This is a genomic window from Fulvivirga sp. M361, from assembly GCF_007097395.1.
GTDB lineage: Bacteria > Bacteroidota > Bacteroidia > Cytophagales > Cyclobacteriaceae > Fulvivirga.
Map to the genome: position 1 here is coordinate 306,021 of NZ_VKDC01000005.1, position 18,304 is coordinate 324,324.

General features: G+C 42.2%; 17 protein-coding genes and 1 tRNA gene. 8 read left to right on the forward strand and 10 right to left on the reverse strand.

Annotated elements, in window-relative coordinates:
* The first annotated feature begins 140 nt into the window (after window positions 1-140).
* Window positions 141-431: a hypothetical protein gene (locus FNH22_RS06530; protein ID WP_143397535.1), complete on the forward strand. Its 291-nt coding sequence runs from the start codon at window positions 141-143 to the stop codon at window positions 429-431.
* 21 nt (window positions 432-452) lie between these two features.
* On the opposite strand, the gene FNH22_RS06535 is transcribed toward FNH22_RS06530, so the two are convergent.
* From FNH22_RS06535 to FNH22_RS06560, 6 genes are all read right to left on the reverse strand, one after another.
* The gene (locus FNH22_RS06535) at window positions 453-710 is read right to left on the reverse strand and encodes a hypothetical protein (RefSeq protein WP_143397536.1); all 258 of its coding nucleotides are present in this window, start codon (window positions 708-710) and stop codon (window positions 453-455) included.
* A 13-nt stretch (window positions 711-723) separates the two neighbouring features.
* Window positions 724-924 (reverse strand): hypothetical protein, encoded by a 201-nt coding sequence (locus tag FNH22_RS06540; RefSeq protein ID WP_143397537.1) that lies wholly within the window; start codon window positions 922-924, stop codon window positions 724-726.
* 130 nt (window positions 925-1,054) lie between these two features.
* A tRNA-Thr gene (locus FNH22_RS06545) sits at window positions 1,055-1,128 on the reverse strand.
* A 79-nt stretch (window positions 1,129-1,207) separates the two neighbouring features.
* Complete coding sequence (locus FNH22_RS06550; protein ID WP_143397538.1) at window positions 1,208-3,802, reverse strand: DUF349 domain-containing protein; 2,595 nt, start codon at window positions 3,800-3,802, stop codon at window positions 1,208-1,210.
* Window positions 3,803-3,865: 63 nt separating this feature from the next.
* Entirely contained in the window at window positions 3,866-4,441 is a 576-nt protein-coding gene (locus FNH22_RS06555) for a YqgE/AlgH family protein (RefSeq protein ID WP_143397539.1), read from the reverse strand.
* Between the two features lie 3 nt (window positions 4,442-4,444).
* A complete protein-coding gene (locus FNH22_RS06560; protein ID WP_143397540.1) occupies window positions 4,445-5,029 on the reverse strand; it encodes a tRNA-(ms[2]io[6]A)-hydroxylase in 585 nt (194 codons plus the stop codon).
* 104 nt (window positions 5,030-5,133) lie between these two features.
* Here FNH22_RS06560 and pdxH point away from each other — a divergent pair, with 104 nt between their 5' ends.
* On the forward strand, window positions 5,134-5,778 hold the full coding sequence (pdxH, locus tag FNH22_RS06565; protein ID WP_143397733.1) for a pyridoxamine 5'-phosphate oxidase: 645 nt from the start codon (window positions 5,134-5,136) through the stop codon (window positions 5,776-5,778).
* Window positions 5,775-7,055 (forward strand): glycosyltransferase family 2 protein, encoded by a 1,281-nt coding sequence (locus FNH22_RS06570; protein ID WP_143397541.1) that lies wholly within the window; start codon window positions 5,775-5,777, stop codon window positions 7,053-7,055. Before pdxH ends, FNH22_RS06570 begins: the two co-directional genes overlap by 4 nt.
* Window positions 7,056-7,066: 11 nt before the next feature.
* Here the strand turns inward: FNH22_RS06570 and FNH22_RS06575 are convergent, their stop codons facing one another.
* The 3 genes from FNH22_RS06575 to FNH22_RS06585 are packed head-to-tail and all read right to left on the reverse strand — an operon-like array spanning window position 7,067 to window position 9,592.
* Complete coding sequence (locus tag FNH22_RS06575; RefSeq protein ID WP_143397542.1) at window positions 7,067-7,753, reverse strand: response regulator transcription factor; 687 nt, start codon at window positions 7,751-7,753, stop codon at window positions 7,067-7,069.
* Window positions 7,743-8,744 carry a glycosyltransferase family protein gene (locus tag FNH22_RS06580; RefSeq protein WP_143397543.1) on the reverse strand — a complete coding sequence of 334 codons (1,002 nt, stop codon included), beginning with the start codon at window positions 8,742-8,744 and terminating at the stop codon, window positions 7,743-7,745. The genes FNH22_RS06575 and FNH22_RS06580 overlap by 11 nt, the downstream gene beginning before the upstream one ends.
* Before the next feature lie 2 nt (window positions 8,745-8,746).
* Window positions 8,747-9,592, reverse strand: coding sequence for a UDP-2,3-diacylglucosamine diphosphatase (locus FNH22_RS06585; RefSeq protein ID WP_143397544.1), 846 nt, complete (start codon window positions 9,590-9,592; stop codon window positions 8,747-8,749).
* A 197-nt stretch (window positions 9,593-9,789) separates the two neighbouring features.
* On the opposite strand from FNH22_RS06585, the gene FNH22_RS06590 reads away from it, so the two are divergent.
* Window positions 9,790-10,875, forward strand: a complete 1,086-nt coding sequence (locus FNH22_RS06590) for an aminotransferase class V-fold PLP-dependent enzyme (RefSeq protein ID WP_143397545.1) — start codon at window positions 9,790-9,792, stop codon at window positions 10,873-10,875.
* A 65-nt stretch (window positions 10,876-10,940) separates the two neighbouring features.
* On the forward strand, window positions 10,941-11,870 hold the full coding sequence (locus tag FNH22_RS06595; protein WP_143397546.1) for a universal stress protein: 930 nt from the start codon (window positions 10,941-10,943) through the stop codon (window positions 11,868-11,870).
* Window positions 11,871-11,942: 72 nt separating this feature from the next.
* Here the strand turns inward: FNH22_RS06595 and FNH22_RS06600 are convergent, their stop codons facing one another.
* The gene (locus FNH22_RS06600; RefSeq protein ID WP_143397547.1) at window positions 11,943-12,425 is read right to left on the reverse strand and encodes a dCMP deaminase family protein; all 483 of its coding nucleotides are present in this window, start codon (window positions 12,423-12,425) and stop codon (window positions 11,943-11,945) included.
* Window positions 12,426-12,505: 80 nt separating this feature from the next.
* On the opposite strand from FNH22_RS06600, the gene FNH22_RS06605 reads away from it, so the two are divergent.
* From FNH22_RS06605 to porU, 3 genes are all read left to right on the forward strand, one after another.
* Window positions 12,506-13,051 (forward strand): DUF2911 domain-containing protein, encoded by a 546-nt coding sequence (locus FNH22_RS06605; protein WP_143397548.1) that lies wholly within the window; start codon window positions 12,506-12,508, stop codon window positions 13,049-13,051.
* 93 nt (window positions 13,052-13,144) lie between these two features.
* A complete protein-coding gene (locus tag FNH22_RS06610; RefSeq protein ID WP_143397549.1) occupies window positions 13,145-14,701 on the forward strand; it encodes a VCBS repeat-containing protein in 1,557 nt (518 codons plus the stop codon).
* Window positions 14,702-14,832: 131 nt separating this feature from the next.
* Window positions 14,833-18,192 carry a type IX secretion system sortase PorU gene (gene porU, locus FNH22_RS06615; RefSeq protein WP_185154101.1) on the forward strand — a complete coding sequence of 1,120 codons (3,360 nt, stop codon included), beginning with the start codon at window positions 14,833-14,835 and terminating at the stop codon, window positions 18,190-18,192.
* The last annotated feature ends 112 nt before the right edge of the window (window positions 18,193-18,304 follow it).

Genomic DNA, 18,304 nt, shown 5'->3' on the forward strand with positions numbered 1-18,304 from the left:
GAGAAAGGTTAAACCGGTGAAATTGAAAATTGACCTAGGTAATTAACCGGGTATTAATTATCTTTCATAAGCAACCATCGTTTCCCGCCCTGTCTGGTTGCAGTACTCTATTATTTACCAACTATTTAACCCCTATAGTCATGAAAAATTTGTTTGTTTTCGTTCTAATTATTTCTTCGTTTTTTGCATTTGGTTTTGCAGAAATAAGCCCTGATGTTGAAAAATCAAACTCATTCATTTCTCAAGAATCGACACAGTGCCCATGCCCGTTTTGTGACTTTGATGGAGATGGATTTATGAATGTAGAAGAATTTAGAATTTGTTATCCAGGAGTGGGCCCGGCAATATATGTCATAATTGATGTAAACGGTGACGGTCTTATCGATATGGACGAGCATGCCGCCGCATGTGCTGCTGGTATTTTATGTTAATCTTACACTAAGATAAGGTTGTTAAGGCTTTACCATAGCTTTAACAACTTTTTTCATCACATATTGAACCTTCGGAACAACAAAAAAACTCCCCGGAAGGGGTATAAGGTCCCCCGGGAAGAATTTTATTTCACCGGAAGGGGTCATAGACGCCCCGGACGGAATATTATTTGGCACGGAAAGGATAAAAAGTTCCGCGGACAGCTCATCATGCTCCACGAAAGGGGCATGATGTTCCGCAAAATGACCAAAAACCTCCGCGGAAGGGGTATAAGGCACCTCGGAAAGAATTTTATTTCATCATATTCCAAGTCGGGATCATTCTCAAACCTAGCATGTATACGCCTCGCTCCTGGTTAAAGGAACTACTTGACCACTCCAATTCCAGATCAAAAAGTTTTTTATTCTTCTTGGTTAGCAGCACCTGTAGGTAGATTTTAGAAGATCCGTTTTTCTTCTTATAGGAGCTGATATAGATTTTTCTCGATTTCATATTCGCATAATTTTTTGTGAGGCTATTGTGAAACGCCCCCTCTCAATTTGCTATTGTGAAACATTTGCGAAACACTGTAAACGCAAAAAACCCTGTATACTGCGAGTATACAGGGTTTTTCTTAAATCTGAGCCCCCAGTCGGATTCGAACCAACGACCCACGCATTACAAGTGCGTTGCTCTGGCCAACTGAGCTATGGAGGCTTCTCTTATGCCTTTCTTTCAAAAGCGTGTGCAAAAATAGTGTTACGGATAATAAATACAAATATCTTAAAGCAAATTTTTAAGATACTGTCCTTAGTAATCTCAATTGCTGTTTTAACTCTTGTAATTGGCTACTGGCTTTGTCGATTTTTGCCTGGAATTCATCTTTTAATTTATCCGCGTTCTTCGACTGCGTGAAAAACTCCATGTTATTCTTCCAGACAGATATATCATTTTCAATTTGTCCTATCTGTTTACGCAAAGACTGTTCTTTTCTATGGATCTTTTGATCAGCATTTGGCCCGCTGATAATCTTATTGATCTGATTTTCTATGCGTAGATTTTGTTTTTCTTCACCAGACAGCTCTTCCTGACTACTTATAAACCTATCTACCGCCTCTGAATACCTGTTTTTGATGTCACCAATATTTTTCCTTGGCACAAAACCTATGTCGTTAAAAGCTTCCTGTAAATCACGAAACTTCTCAATATCCATTGATTTGGCAATGGCCATGGCCGTGATCTCATTACAGATATCTATTTTCTTATTATAGTTTGCTTCGAACTCTTTTTCTACCTCACCCTGGTTGCTTCTTCGGTTATTGAAGAAATGATCACAGGCGGTTTTAAATTCCTGGTAGACGGATTCACGGTATTTCTCAGGTACCGGTCCGATCTCTTTCCAAAGTCGCTGCAGTTTTTTGAACTCATCGGCTGTTTTATTCCAGTCATGATCATCTTTAAGCGCGTCAGCCTGTTTTACCAGATCTCGTTTTTTAGCAAGGTTGCCTTCACGTTGGGCATCCAATTTTTTAAAAAACTCACCTTTGTTATTGAAGAAGGCCTTGAAAGCGCCCCAAAACTTTCTGTTGATCTCTTTGGCTTTTGCTCGTGGCAATCCACCGGTAGTTTCCCACTTTTTTTGTAAGGCCAACAGCTCTTTGGTCTTGCTATTCCATTCTTTAATGCGATCAGAATCATAAGACACAAATGCCTGGATCTCATCTGCCAGTTGCTCTTTTACCTTTAAGTTCTCTTCCAGCTCACCTTTTAACTTCTCTACGAACTCTTTTCGGTGGTCGTAAACGGCATCGGAAGCCGCTTTAAAACGCTGCCATAATGGTTCCTGCTCTTCCTTAGGGACAGGACCTATATGCTTGAATTCGTGATGTAATTCATTCAGCTCCGCGATGGCTTCTTTTAAGTTTTCCACATCAGCCAGCTTTTCAGCGCGTTCACACAGCTCCAGCTTCGACTCAAGGTTTTTCCTGCGGTCAAGTTCCTTCAGCTCAAAATAAATACTCCTGTTATCATAAAATCGATCTACCAGGGCGTTATAATTCGCCCAGAGCATCTTCACATGAGCACCCGGTATGGGGCCAACATTTTTCCATTCGTTTTGGATCTCTTTAAAATCCTCGAAATTAATGTTGGTCTCATCCGCATCCACAAACTCTCTCAGCCTTTCAAGAATAGCCTGTTTTTTAATCAGATTAGCATCTTTTTGCTGTTCCTGCTCATGGGAATATTTACTTCTCCGATCACGGATCAGCCTGAAATTAGCGTCAAATCGTGTGGAAAGTTCATCATATTTGTATTCAAAATCCTCTTCTACTCCACCTTCTGCTTTGAAACGTTCTAATGCCTCTACACGATCTTTACGTTTGAATTCGTCAAAAAATGGCTTGAGTTTCTTGGCAATTTTATCAGAACGTACAATATTATCATCCTTGGCCAGCGTCTTGATCAAATCTACCAATTGCTCTTTGGTATAAGTACTGTAATCAATTTCTTCCGGTTCCTCCTCGTGATGGTGCTCTTTTTCAGTCAGGTCCGTTTCCGAATTCAACTCTTTTTTACCTTCTGCCGTCGTGGCCCCGGCTGCATCCTCCTGTGCCTTTGGAGTATCGCCGGCGGCGACATCACTTTCTACAACGGGCGGATCAGTCTTTTGGTCATCAGCAAGAGGTGAATCTAAAGTAGTCTCTGAGACTGCAATGTCTTTGGTACTGTCTTCCGCCTCGTTGGTCACTGGTTCCGGAATGTCCTGCGGGTCGTTATCCGCTGACTGCTCCGTTTCAGGTAATTCTTCAGTAGTGGTGGCAGTAACAGGTTCAGCCACATGCTCGTTTATTTCTGTCGAAACAGGATCTTCGGATACCTCTTCTTTTTGGGCCTCATCAGAAGGGTGCCCCTCTGCGGAGGATGTTTCTGCAGCTGTGTCAGAATTTGATGGTTGTGTCTCTTCCTCTTGCTCCTGAAGTGTTGTCTCCCCTGAATGGACTTCTGGTTCTACATCTACAGCATTGTCCTCCTCGTCCAGGGTTTCCTCCGGTTCACTAACGGCCGTAGTAGTAGATTCCGTAGTTGGCTCAGCTTCCGATGAAAGTGGACTGTCTGTTACCTCTTCCGGACCGGAAGGTTCTTGCTCTATGGAAGATGTTTCCGTAATTACAGTGGGATCTGAAGGTTGCGTTTCCAATGGCTCTGCAAGTATTTCTTCTGACCGGGTGTCATCCTGATCCGATACTACCGTCTGATCTTGCTCTTTCAGGGCTTCCTTAGCTTCATCAGCCTTTGAAACCTCTTGATTTTCTTCCTGTGTGTTTTCCAGTTTATCACCTTTGGTATCGTCAGATGAAGCGCCAGCATCCTTGTGTTCGTCTTCTCGCATGTCCTTCGCATTAAGCGTACTACGTATTAGCAACCTGCAATACGTAAAAATATACAAATTCGTTCAATTAAGTCTCGGGTCAATAGGATAATTTGAATATACACTAAACCTGCCCCCCAGCCTGTTCAGCACTGATTTCCACATGACATCTTCTTCCTGATCAAATACAAGGTCAGGTGTTGCTTCACTGGTCACTATCCACGAATCTGCCTTTAGCTCCTTTTCCAGCTGACCTGTCTCCCATCCTGAGTAGCCTACAAAAAACTTAAAATCACCCGGTTTGACCTGACGCATTTCTATCATTGACATCAATTGTTCAAAATTACCTCCCCAATACAATCCGTCAACGATCTCCGTCCCCCCTTCAAGTTCTGTGGAACGATGCAGGAAGTGTAAACTATCCTGTTGTACCGGACCTCCGATATACACATCACGATCAAAATTCGTTATTCCTTCTACAATATCCTCTAATGATACTGCTGAGACTTTATTGAGTACAAATCCAAAAGATCCATCGTCATTATGTTCACATAACAGCACTACCGTGCGCTCAAAATTAGGATCAGGTAAAAACGGTTCTGACAAAAGCAGGCGTCCCTTTGACGGTTCAAGATGATTGGTAAACTTAAAGTAATCCATAGGCTAGTGCAATGCAGGTTTCAGGGGTAAGGACTGAAGTACTTCGGCCTCCAGGGTATTCAATTCTTCCAGTCTTTGATATACGTCATTTTCATTAAAATAATTCAACGCCATTTTAACAAAAATATTCCCGTGTTTGGCTTCCGAGGCCCACAGGTTATGATAAAATGTTTTCAAAGGCCCCGGCTCTAACGCCTGATATACCAGCATGAAACGTTCTGCACCTCTGCACTCGATAATAGAAGCTAACAGCAGACGATCTAAAAACCGTTCTTCTCTGCCGGAACGACAATGATCTATTAATTTTTTAACATACATATCCTGCCCCATTTCAGGAGGCAGCTTAACTCCTCGTTCCGTCATAATGGCATAAACGGACCTAAAATGCTCCAGCTCTTCTACAGCCGTATCTATCAATTCAGGAATGATCTCTAATCTGTCCGGATGTTTGGCCACAAAGCTCATGGCCATGGCAGAGGCTTTACGCTCACAGTTGGCATGGTCTTGAAGAAATTCATCAAAATTACTCATGACCTCATCTACCCATGCCTGGCTGCTATCACATGCTAGCTCTATACTTAATTTCATAGTTACTGGTTTAGGATGTACCAAGTAAACAGAAAGATTGATTTATTAAAAGCCTTACTCCAATAAAATGATGAAACGTCCTAACTTTGAATAAACGAAAAGTTATGCCTGATCCTATCGCCGACATTCGGAAAGACTATACACAACATTCCCTTGATGTGTCAGACGTGAACAATGACCCTGTAAAACAATTTGAACAATGGTTTAATGAGGCGTTAAAAGCAGAAGTATTAGAAGCCAATGCTATGAATCTGGCTACGGTAAGTGAAAAAGGGGTCCCTTCTTCCAGGATAGTGTTATTAAAAGGGGTAGAAGACGATGGGTTTGTCTTTTACACGAATTACCAAAGTGATAAGGGAAAAGACATTGAGGCTAACCCTGTAACGGCCCTCACCTTTTTCTGGCCGGAACTGGAGCGCCAGGTAAGGATACAGGGGCATACTGAAAAGGTATCCTCGGAAAAGTCTACCGCCTATTTTCAGAGCAGGCCAAGAGGCAGTCAGATCGGCGCCTGGACATCACCTCAAAGTACCATCATTGAAAACCGAAAATTACTTGAAGAGCGTGAGAAAAAAATAAGTGAAAAATTCAAAGGTACAGACGTATTACCCCGTCCGAAACAGTGGGGCGGATATTCGGTAAAGCCGCATCTGGTAGAATTCTGGCAGGGTCGTGCCAGCAGACTGCACGATCGTATCATCTACACCTGGAACAATGATCATTGGGTCATCAACAGGTTAGCGCCTTGAACAACGTTTATCTAAAACGCTACGCTTATCCACATCAACTCATTAACACGCCTCCCACACAGGACCTTGGGCTGATTATTACTATTCCTGCTTTTTGTGAGACGGAATTAGTCCGTTCGTTGGCATCATTAGCTGCATGTTCGTTACCCCGTTGTTCCGTTGAAGTTATTGTAGTTATTAATGAAGCTTCTCAAGCCGGTAAAGAAGTTAAGGAGACCAATAAACAGAGCTACGAGGACGCCCTGCATTGGTCTGAAAATAGAGGAAATGATCAAATCACATTCCATTTATTGTATATTAAAAACCTTCCTCCTAAACACGCCGGAGTCGGCCTGGCCAGAAAGATAGCCATGGATGAAGCTGTGAGGCGGTATGAAGCCATTGGCAAACCAGACGGTGTCATCGTCTGCTTCGATGCGGACAGCATTTGTGACACTAACTATTTGGTAGCGTTGGAAAGACACTTTATAACCTACCCCGGATCTCCGGGTTGTTCCATCCATTTTGAACATCCGCTGGAAGGCGGCTTACCCAAAGTATGTTATGATGCCATTGTGGACTATGAACTCCACCTCAGGTACTATGTAAATGGACTACGCTATTCAGGTTTCCCTTTTGCCTTCCAAACCATAGGATCAAGTATGGCGGTAAGAAGTAATGCCTATCAAAAACAAGGCGGCATGAACCGCAGAAAAGCGGGTGAAGACTTTTATTTTTTACAACGCATCATGCCGCTTGGAAAATTCACAGAGCTTAACAGCACCAGGGTCATCCCTTCGCCACGAACCTCTGATCGTGTGCCATTTGGCACGGGTAAAGCAGTGCATGACTGGATACAAAACGGGCAACTGACCACTTATCATCCAACCGTATTTGCTGAGCTAAAAACCTTTTTAAGTGATGTTTATACACTTTACAGACTACCTTCCTCCCATTACCCGGATTGGCTAAATAAGCAAACTGAAAGCATAAAGGCATTTTTAAACAAAATACATTTCCATGAGCACCTGGACCGTTTAAACAACCAAAGTTCAACGCCCGCGGGGTTTCACAAACATTTTTTTCAGTGGTTCGACGGGTTTCAGGTATTAAAGTATGTTCATTTTACCAGGGACTACTATTACCAAAACATGGACATTAAGGCGGCAGCTCAAGTATTACTGAGGGAATTACAAATGAACAGTCATGATCAGGACGAAAAACAACTCTTAATCACTTTCAGAGAGTTAGATCGTTCAGGTAAATTAGCGCCGAATGACAACCCCGGCCACCATTAGGTCATACATGGTTACCTTGTTTCAAAACGGTATCGATCGTCCTTCACCTTGGAGATAAGTCCGGCCCCAATCTTTTGACCAATATTCTGAACATAAGTATCTACTGACTTGGCAAAAAGATAAATATCAGATCCCCATATATTGTGCAACAGGTTATCTTGTGTAATGATCTTTTTGGGGTTTTGAGCGAAAAAATAAAGTAACTCAAATTCGTGTTTAGGAAGCTCTATCTTACGCCCTCTGTACGTGACGCTGGAAGAATTACGATCTATGATCAGATCCCCCAGTTTAATTTTACAAACACTTTTCCGGATAACGAGTTTCTTTTTCAGTACTGTACTTACCTTATAAGAAAGTGCACGAAGCCCGGTGATCTTTTCAATATAATCATCTCCACCTATATTTAATGCCTCTATTTGAAGATTTATATCCGATTTGGCAGTTAAAAAAAAGATATAAGTGCCCTTGAAAGGATCTAAAGACCTGAGCCTTCTGCATATCTCAATGCCATTGACGTATGGCATCATGATATCCAAGATAATAAGATCGGGTTCAAAGGCGATAGCAGTCTCTACAGAATTAACGCTTTTTGTCTCTCCTTTTACCTGGTACCCTTCACGCTCCAAATTGTATTGCAACAGGTCCAGTATGTCTTTATCATCATCTACTATAAGGATTTTGTACTTTTTAACCGCCATTGCCTACCTCCTTCTCCACTATATTACTGACCACTTTCCCAGTTTCATCAGGATACCTTTTGGGTAATGGTGCCGGAGAAGAAATTAGTGAACGGATTCCAGGGATGCACTTCATTTTGAGTTTTTTCAAAACAGGCACACCCATGGCCTGGAGTGCCGCTGCATTACATTGCTGCTCATATTGGTTCTTCATGGGAATTACAATCAGTTTCTTACCTAAAAAGAGTGCTTCGGAAGGCGTTTCAAAACCTGCTCCGCACAAAACGCCATCAGACGTGGTAATACTCTGAATAAAAAGGTTATTGTTTATTGGTTTTATACTGATGTTGCCGATGTCATAGGTATGGTTAGAATGCTTGGAAAAAACCTGCCATTCTATTTCGGGTATGTCAGAAAGTACTTTAATGATCTTCTCATCTGCATAGGCTGGCAAATAAACAGTAAAATGACCACGGTTTTCTACCTTAGCTTCCCGTATCGCCCGGCGTATAATGGGTGTATAAATGTTGTTCTTTCTCGATTCGAAATGAAACCCATAGTGTGTAGTGGCAGGTGCATAATTCTTCAATATGGCCGCACCAATCCTGTCATCGGTGTCCGGTTTAGGAAAATCATTTGAAATTACGGCAGACTGATGGCTCAATGCCACACACTTTTTACCCTTGGCCTTGGCCGCCCAGGCAGATATAGGTTCAAAATCATTGATAATGAGATCATAATCTTCTACAGGGAAATGTTTGATCTCTTTATATAACCGGCGAGCTGAATTTTTAAAGAAAGTCCTGGAATAGTTTATCCCACCACTTTTCCCAAAGAAAAAACTTAACCCCGGCGACCGGTATTTAATTTCATAAGGAAAATCTATTTCGCATTGTGCCCCACTGACAAAATAATCCACCTTTCCATGCTTCTCCAACGCCGGTGCCACGTCATGCGCCCTGCTCAAATGGCCATTACCTGTGCCTTGTATTGCATATAAGATCTTATTCACTTTTATACCGTTAAAAATTCATTCACCATATCTCTAAAAATCTCCTCATTATTTAACTGCTTATTGGCCTTTTTATTAACCTTAATAGCCTGTGCAGTGAGGTCATCGGTGAAACAGTACATTCTCCATTCTTCATTATGAAATTCCAGTGCCGTCAGGTTTTCCACCCAATCTCCACTGTTCAGGTACATTACTGAACCTTTCTCTGTCACAACCCGACGCATTTGCGGTTGATGTATATGTCCGCAAATCACGTAATCATATTTATTACTAATGGCAATTTCAGCGGCTGTATTCTCAAAATCATCTATGAATTTCACCGCAGACTTCACACTATCTTTGATCTTCTTGGACAACGATATCTTACCCCTGCCTAAAAGTTTTGAAATGAAGTTCGCAAGTGTATTGAGGAGGATCAACGTATCGTAGCCTACAGCGCCTAATTTTGCCAACCACTTGGAATGTTGCATGGTAACATCAAACACGTCACCATGAAAGATCCACACTTTCTTACGGGCTAACTTTAAGACCAGCTTATTCTCTATTTTGAAGTTACCCAGTTTGAATCCCACAAACTTTCGGAGCATTTCATCATGATTACCGGGAATGTATACCACCTCCGTGCCTTTACTTAAAAGACCTGTGATATGCTTCACTATCTGCATGTGAGAAGCCGGCCAGTAACGTTTACTGAATTGCCATATATCTATGATATCTCCATTGAGTATCAACTTTTTGGGAGCGATGGATTTAAGATAGCGCAGTAGGTCTTCCGCATTGCATCCGTAAGTACCCAGATGCACATCTGAAAGAACAACAACATCAACCGGTCTTTTATCTTTGTTCATTTGGGTTTAAAAAATAGATACCCGTAAAGGCTTTTTACATTCAACCTGTTTGCCTTGCGGGTATCTCTTTATCCATACATTACAAATGTATTGGTTGACTTTTATTCCAGCGTCAAACACAGTTTACCTATAGGTTACCATTTACATGGCCAATGTTACCGTCGTTTTAATGTTGTTAATTAATTTTGACGCCGATTATGAACCAGTTCTATTTCACACCCGGACCGTCTCAACTGTATTTTACAGCTGAAGAACACATTAAGTCGGCACTAAAGGAAAATGTGCCGGCCATTTCGCATCGCGGAAAGCAGTTTCAAAGTATCTTTCAGGACACTACTCAAGCGATCAGGGATCTTTTCTCTCTCTCGGAGAGGTACCATGTCTTTTTCACATCATCTGCCACAGAGATCTGGGAGAGAAGCATTCAAAACCTGGTAGAATTTGAATCCTGCCATTTTGTAAATGGGGCTTTTTCAAAACGATACGCCTCTATAGCAGAAAATCTTGGTCGCAAAACAACAGTAATTCAGGCCCGGGAGGGCGAAGTAGTGAATATAGAATCACTCTTAATTCCGGAATCCTGTGAGTTAATCGCTATGACCATGAATGAAACCAGTACGGGGGCCAGTCATGCCATTGACGACATACGTAAAGTACGTGAAGGTTTTCCTAACCAGCTACTTTCACTGGATGTGGTCTCTTGCGCTCCATGCCTGGATATTGATTACAGCCTGGTAGACCTGGCCTACCTGTCAGTACAAAAGTGCTTCGGATTACCTGCCGGACTTGGAGTGTGGATCGTTAATGACAGATGCCTCAACAAAAGCGAAGCGCTTCTCAATAAAGGGCTCTCCATTGGGTCCTACCATGCCCTGCCGGAGTTATTGATAAAAGCCCAAAAAAATCAAACTCCTGAAACGCCCAATGTGCTGGGAATCTACCTGCTCGGCAAAGTAGCGCAGGATATGTTGAAAAAAGGAGTAGATATGATCAGGAGAGAAACCAATTACAAAGCAGCGGCGCTCTATAACACCTTCGAAAACAGCGAGATACTTAATCCTTTTGTGAAATACAAGGTCAACCGGTCCAAAACAACAGTGGTGGCTGAAACCAGTATTCCAAACCAGGTTATTATAGACAAAATGAGTGAAAAAGGGCTTATTTTAGGTAGCGGATATGGAAAATTCAAGGACCAGCATATTCGCATTGCCAACTTCCCAACGCACTCTAAAGAACAAATCGAATATTTATCCGATGAGTTGATGAAAATCGCTGGTGAATAAAAGTAAAAATCGACGTTTATGTGCCTGCAATGGTTAACTTTGCGAAAAATTTTACGCTTTAGGTAATGGAACCTTTTAAAAATATATTAGTTGGCCTGGACACTTCAGCATTAGATAAAAATCTTTTGACCTATGCTTCCTTTATTGCTGATTACAGCTCTGCGGAAGAGGTACGTTTCGTTAACATAGTCAAAAACCTGAGTGTTCCCAGCGAAGTAAAAAAGGAATTCCCGCAATTGGTGGAAAATGCGATCAAGGAAAGACATGATCAAATAAAAGATTCTGTTGAGAAACATTTTACACCACAAAAGAACGTAAAAACATCCATTATCGTTGAAAAAGGCCAGCCTCCAATGCTGCTGGATACGGCCAATAAGTTTGATGCTGACCTGATCATAATAGGGCAAAAGAAAAGACTTCCCGGTACAGCTGTTACAACCATGAGGCTGGCAAGGCGTGCAAGTTGTAACTTACTCATTGTACCTGAAACTATCGAAGAAGTAACACCCAAATGTGAAAAAATACTTGTTCCTGTTGACTTTTCTCCTTACTGCAAATTAGCCCTGGAACAGTCCATTGACTTTGCTGTCAAAACACCTGGCACTACTAAAATGGTGTGTCAAAACGTATATTCAGTTCCTGTAGGTTATCACTACACGGGTAAATCTTTTGAGGAATTTGGTCAGGTAATGGAAAAAAATGCGCGTAAAAACTTTAAGTCTTTTATTGAAAAAATTGATACCAAAGGTTTTGGAATAAAAGAGGTATACTCATTGGATAGAAATGACAACCTGGCCAGTGATATTTATGACATGGCCAATGAGATTAACCCCGATGTTATCGTAATAGGCGCTAAAGGGCGCACAGCCGCCGCAGCACTTTTTTTAGGTAGTCTGGCGGAAAAAATGGTCAATGATAAAATGAATCATCCCCTTTTAATTACCCGGTACAAGGGTAAAAATGCCGGACTTTTAGAAACATTCAGAGAATTGTAAGCGAAATGTGCAAATCTCTGACAGCACATTGTCATTTACTCTTATGGAACATAATGCGAACATCTGTTGTCGTCAGATCATATGTGTTACATTCTTCAACTCTCCACTGTATCGCTCTACACTAACGCCAAATTTTACCAGAAAGTCCACTCCCTCATCACTTTCTATTCCTTTATATTCCGCATAGGAATTCAAATATATCACCTTTTGCACTCCCATGGTGTAAATAATACGCGAGCATGCCAGGCAGGGCGCCAACGTCACGTACAAGGTGGCCCCATGAACTTCGGTCTTGTTCTTTACCGCATACAACAGTGCATTCTGTTCGGCATGAATAGCCAATGAACAACCGCCCTTTGAGTCGCGGGGGCAGCCCGTGTCAGGCCATTCGAGGTCACAATTATGGGTACCTGCCGGAGGGCCGTTATAACCGATAGAGATGATACGTGTATCTTTAGTGAGCACGGCACCTACATGTCTCTTAATACAATGTGACTTTTTTGCAAGATTCACTGCCAACTCCATAAAAATATCGTCAAACTCTGGCTTGCTCATGGGCTATTGATTAAAATGGGTACAATTATTGATCCGAGGTTACGTAAATTAGACATAACCATTCGTAAGTAAGCAAAATTATGGAAAAGACGACACTACTCACTTTATTTGCTACAATCATATCCTTCCTTTTTTCCAATGACCTCCATGGCCAGGAGACTTTAAAGCCAAGGCCCAGCCCTACTGCTGTAGTCACCATGAAATATGAAAACACTTATGTTAAAATCACTTACTGCCAGCCCCACAAACGAGGCAGAGTCATATTTGGTGACCTCGTACCTTATGGAAAAGTTTGGCGTACCGGTGCAAATGAAGCATCTGAAATAACGCTAACCAACGATATCTTAATCAATACAGATACGCTTAAGGCAGGCACCTATTCTATTTTTACCGTTCCAAGAAAGGAAAAATGGACCGTAATCTTCAACCGTGAGTTAGGGCAATGGGGCGCTTATAACTACGTAGAAAAGTCCGATATTTTAAGAGTAGAAGTGCCCACACAAAAAGTAGAAGACGTAGTATGGGAGCCATTCACCATTTCATTCGCGCAGGTCAATGACAAAGCCGATCTGCAATTGATGTGGGACAAAACAAAGGTCTCTATCCCATTGAAGTTCATAGATTAATCGTATCAATGAAGCGATGATCACTATGAAAATAACACAAAAGTAATCTAGCAGATTTTGACATTCGGGTATGCTGTCGTTGATTAGCGCCCCATGAAGATCATATCCTATTTTAAATCGACACTGTCAGTTTTGTTGATTTTTAGCGTTGTCACATCATGTCTGAGAAAAAGGCCTGAAGAAAAACCGGTGGTGACCGATAACACTGATGCTCAACTTAGTGGCCTCGAGCTATCAAAACAATACTGTCAGGGGTGCCATATGTATCCTGAGCCTGATCTGCTGGACAAGAACATCTGGGAAAATTATATGCTCCCCCGTATGGGGTACATGCTGGGGATATACTCAAATGACAGCATAAGAGAAACGTTATTTGAGTCAGGTCCCGGAGGAAAGAAGGTAAGGGAGGCCAATACATTCCCTGCGGAACAACGTATTGATAATGCCAGCTGGGAGAAGATCAAAGCCTATTATATGGTAAATGCTCCTGACTCCCTTTCAAAAATCACCGCATCCTATCAACCATTGAAGCAGTTTGAACCTATCATTCCTGACTATCAGCTGTCCCCACCAAGTACCACTATGGTACAGTTTTCTGAAGAAGGAAGCTTCTACATAGGAGATGCCAATTCCAGAAGCCTCCTCCATTTCAACGCCAACCTGAATTTATTAAAAGTCGGTAAGGTACCGGAAGGGGCCGTGCATATTCATGAAACAAAACAGCATTTATGGGTCACAGCCATGGGATCATTTTCTCCCACCGACGCGCCTTCGGGTATGCTCATCCGGTATCCTAAAGAAAAGGGACGGCCAGCGGTAATGGTGGATAGTCTGCAACGTCCGGTACATGCTGCATTTTCTGACCTGGATGGAGATGGTTTGGAAGATGTGGTGATCAGCGAGTTTGGAAAATGGACGGGTGGACTTTCCTGGTGGAAGCAAAACGCGAATGGCACTTACACAAAAAACCAGCTTGACCACAGACCCGGCGCCATACGATCTTACATTACAGACTGGAATAATGACGGACTGCCAGACATAACGGCCCTTTTCGGCCAGGGTGATGAAGGAATTACCATTTACTATAACAAGGGCAACGGTCAGTTTTCAATAAAAAAAGCGATTCCGCTACCCTCTTCCTATGGCTCGAGTTACTTCAATTTGTTCGATTACAATTCAGACGGATTGTTAGATATCCTTTATGCCGCGGGAGATAACGGGGACTATCCACCTATACTCAAACCCTATCATGGTATCAGAATATTTGTCAACAAGGGTGAAGAGACTTTTGAAGAAGTATATTTCTACCCGCTACATGGCGCTTATAATGCCATTCCAAAAGATTTTGACCTGGATGGAGATATGGACATCGCCATTATCTCGTTTTTCCCAGACTTTCAACATCACCCGGAAGAGGCTTTTGTCTACCTTGAAAATACAGGTGATATGCAATTCACACCACACACACTTCCGGGAATATCCAACCTGGGCAGGTGGATTGTGATGGATGCCTCCGATTGGGATAAAGACGGAGATACAGATCTTATACTAGGCGCCCTTACCTTTGAAGTAGTTCCTAAAATGAATTACGTCAATACCTGGGTAAAAAATGGCATCCCCTTTATCGTGCTCGAGAATAAGACGTTCTGATAAATAAAAAAGGAGAATTAATATTTTCATAACACACAAACAGCGCATTAGACTTTTAAGTGTGTGCAATTTTGGCCGTTATGGGTAAAAGGCACTTTATAAAAAGGTTTGTTGCTTATGCATTGACTTTAATGCTATTAGCAACTGGTAAGACCTGTGTGTTTGCACAATACCCATTCAAAAAAACATCTGTACTTAGTTCCGGTGACTTTTATAAATTGGCCGTTACCGCCGATGGGATTTATAAAATTGACTATGATTTTTTAAAAGACAACGGCATCAAACCGTCGGACGTTGACCTGAATACCTTCGGAGTGTTTGGCACCAGGACAGGCATGCTCCCCCAGTCAAACAACCAGCTTTTAGTCGATGATCTGGAAGAAATAGCGCTCCGGTTTTACAACGGCAACGACGGTTCATTTGACAAGGAAGATTACTTCCTTTTTTATGGACAAGGCCCCAATCCTATTTACTACGACGCCAGGCAAAAAACCTTGAAGCAAGAGCTTCATCTTTATGATACTATAAATTATTACTTTCTTACACTCAGCAGGGGTTCCGGCAAATCAATGTCAACCCGTGAGTCTAAGCAAAAGAGCATAGGCACTGTATCTATTTATGATGACTTTATTTTTCACGAGTCTGACGAATACAACCTTTTGAAATCCGGCAGAGAGTGGTATGGTGACAAGATCAATGCATCGGAAGAGGTCAGCTTTTTATTTCCTATGACAGGGACAGTGCCTCACAGGTCCATTCAAATACATGCAGATTTCCTGTCAACAGCTACTTCCAAAAGTGTGATGAAAGTATCTGCCAATACATTAGAATTAGGGCAGACTGAAATAAAAGCTGTACCACAAACACTTTATGGGATCAAGGGTGTAAGGGCAGACGATGAATTTCGTGTAAGAGTAGATGATCTGAACGGCAACGAAACACTCAAACTGTCCTTCGGTTTCTCTAATGAAAATGATGGTACCGGCTACCTTGACCGCTTCACTTTGCAAACCCCAAAGTTTATACAACTCTATGGTAATCAGACAGCGTTTCAATCTTTGACCAGCCTGAATTACGGCACCACGGCCTTCATTGTTAATGCTGTAGACGATGAACAGGTCATATGGGACATTACTAACCCACTGGCACCCGTACATCAGCAGCACATTATCCAGTCTAATGGAAAGGGACTTTTCCGAACTACGACCGATTCCTTGCGCAGGTTTGTGATCTTCAAGGGAAACGAGTTCCCATCTCCGATAGTCATCTCCCGCACCTCACCACAAAATCTTCATGGCCTTTCATCCGCAGACGGAGTGATCATAACGGTGAACGAGTTCATGACTGAAGCAGAACGATTGGCACAATTTCGCCGGGAATTCAATGGTTTAAGTGTGCATGTGGTAGACCAGGAACAAATATTCAATGAATTTTCAGGGGGCCGCCGGGACGTGACCGCATTACGCAATTTTATCCGGATGCTCTATGAGAAAAATGAGCAATTGAAATATGTTTTACTTTTTGGCGACGCTTCTTTTTCCTACAAAGATGGTTCGATGGTACTTAGTTATCAATCGACCAACTCTCTTCATAATGTGCATAGTTATGCTTCAGACGACTACTACGGTTTCATGGACCCGGACGAAGGGGAATGGCTGGAAAGCAGTTCAATTAATAATGTATCACATGATCTCGAAATTGGTGTTGGAAGGGTCCCGGTCACTGATCTAAAAGAGGCTGGTAATATAGTGGATAAACTCATTCGATACGAAAATAGCCCGGAGTCATTGGGAGACTGGAGAAACAGGGTCGCCTTTATCGCAGATGACGGAGAATCCAACAAATTTCAGCTGCAATCTGATTTTCTGGCAAATGGCCTGGAAAGTGTTCAACCCTCCTTTAACCCGAACCGCATCTTTGTGGATGCTTTTCCACAAGACCTGGGATATAGCCCCGTAACCGAGGAAATAAATAATAGCATACAAAACGGGGTATTGATCATGGATTTCATTGGTCATGGGGGTGAAACTGCCTGGACAAACGAAGGAATACTAAGATCATCGCACATTACAGAATGGATCAATACGGAAAAGCTACCGATATTCCTTACCGCTACCTGTGAGTTTGGTCGTTTTGATGATCCGGACAGGCAGTCAGGAGCAGAACTGGCCGTATTACAACCCAATGGTGGTGCAATTGGTATGTTTACCACTACTCGTCCCGTGTTTTTAGGCACTAATTTCGAACTCAGCAAAGCATTTTATAAAAACCTTGACGCCTCGATAAAAAAAGGTGGAGCCACTCGGTTGGGTGACCTGATGAGGACCACCAAAAATGATAGCGAGGCAGGGGTAGTTAACCGCAATTTTTCCCTGCTGGGAGATCCATTTACCACATTATCTTTCCCAAAAGAAACTATTGTATTAACCGATATTAAGAGAGCACTGGCCAGCGGTAATGATACTTTGTTCCACCCGCTTGACAAAGTGGTGATATCCGGAGAAGTACGATCCGAGGGTGAATTAGATGCTTCATTTGACGGAACGATGGAATTGAGTATCCTCGATAAGCCGACTCTGCTGAAAACGCTTGGAGAAGGAGGCCCTGAAACGGCAATGGAATATCATAACAGGAAAAATATACTTTTCAGAGGTCAGGCCACGGTCCGTTCGGGGCGTTTTGAAGCCCGGTTTGTATTACCACTGGATTTGGACACATTGGCCGGAGAGGCAAAAATAAGTATGTATGGATCACATGATCGTGAACTGACCGACGCCACCGGTTACGATATGAATATGAGGATCGGTGAAATAGCTCGTGATCCCTCTAATGACAATACTGCCCCCAATATACGCGCTTATCTCAACGATGAGGTCTTCGAATCAGGCGATCTGGTAGCTTCAAACCCACGTTTACACGTACAGCTATCAGATGAAAATGGCATCAATTTGTCTACAAAAAACAACCGGGGCATAACCGCTGTATTGGATGATCAGCAAACGATCGACCTTACTCCTTTTTACAAAGCTGAAATAGACAGGTTTGATAAAGGTAGCGTGGTATATGATCTGATAGCATTACCTGTGGGTAAGCATCATCTATCCATAGAAGCATATGACAGTTATAACAATAAGGCTTATACTGAAATTGAATTCTTTGTGGTGGATAGTACTCAGATCATTTTATCAAAATTCAACTATTTCCCAAACCCAAGTAACGAGTGTGTCAATTTCAATTTCAAACACAAGAATCTACCGAAAGGTGCACTTATAACATTAAGTCTTTTCTCTAGGGATGGTAAGCGTATAAAACGCTTTACCGAACCTCTGATCTACGATGAGTCTCAAGACGAATACCAGGGTAATTTAGAGGTCTGCAAATCAACCAATGGCAGTTTGATCCAGGAAGGGCTGTATTATTTCATTTTCGAGATCACACCAGGAAATTCTCCAAAAAATCGCCGCTCAGGCCGCCTAGTATTCTCACAATGAGTTTCTTAGACCAATGTTAAAATTAGGGTAACAAGGTAACAAACGGTTAAAGTTAACATGACCACGCATTAACAGTGGGGTCACATTGGAATGATAACTTAGCCGTGCATTA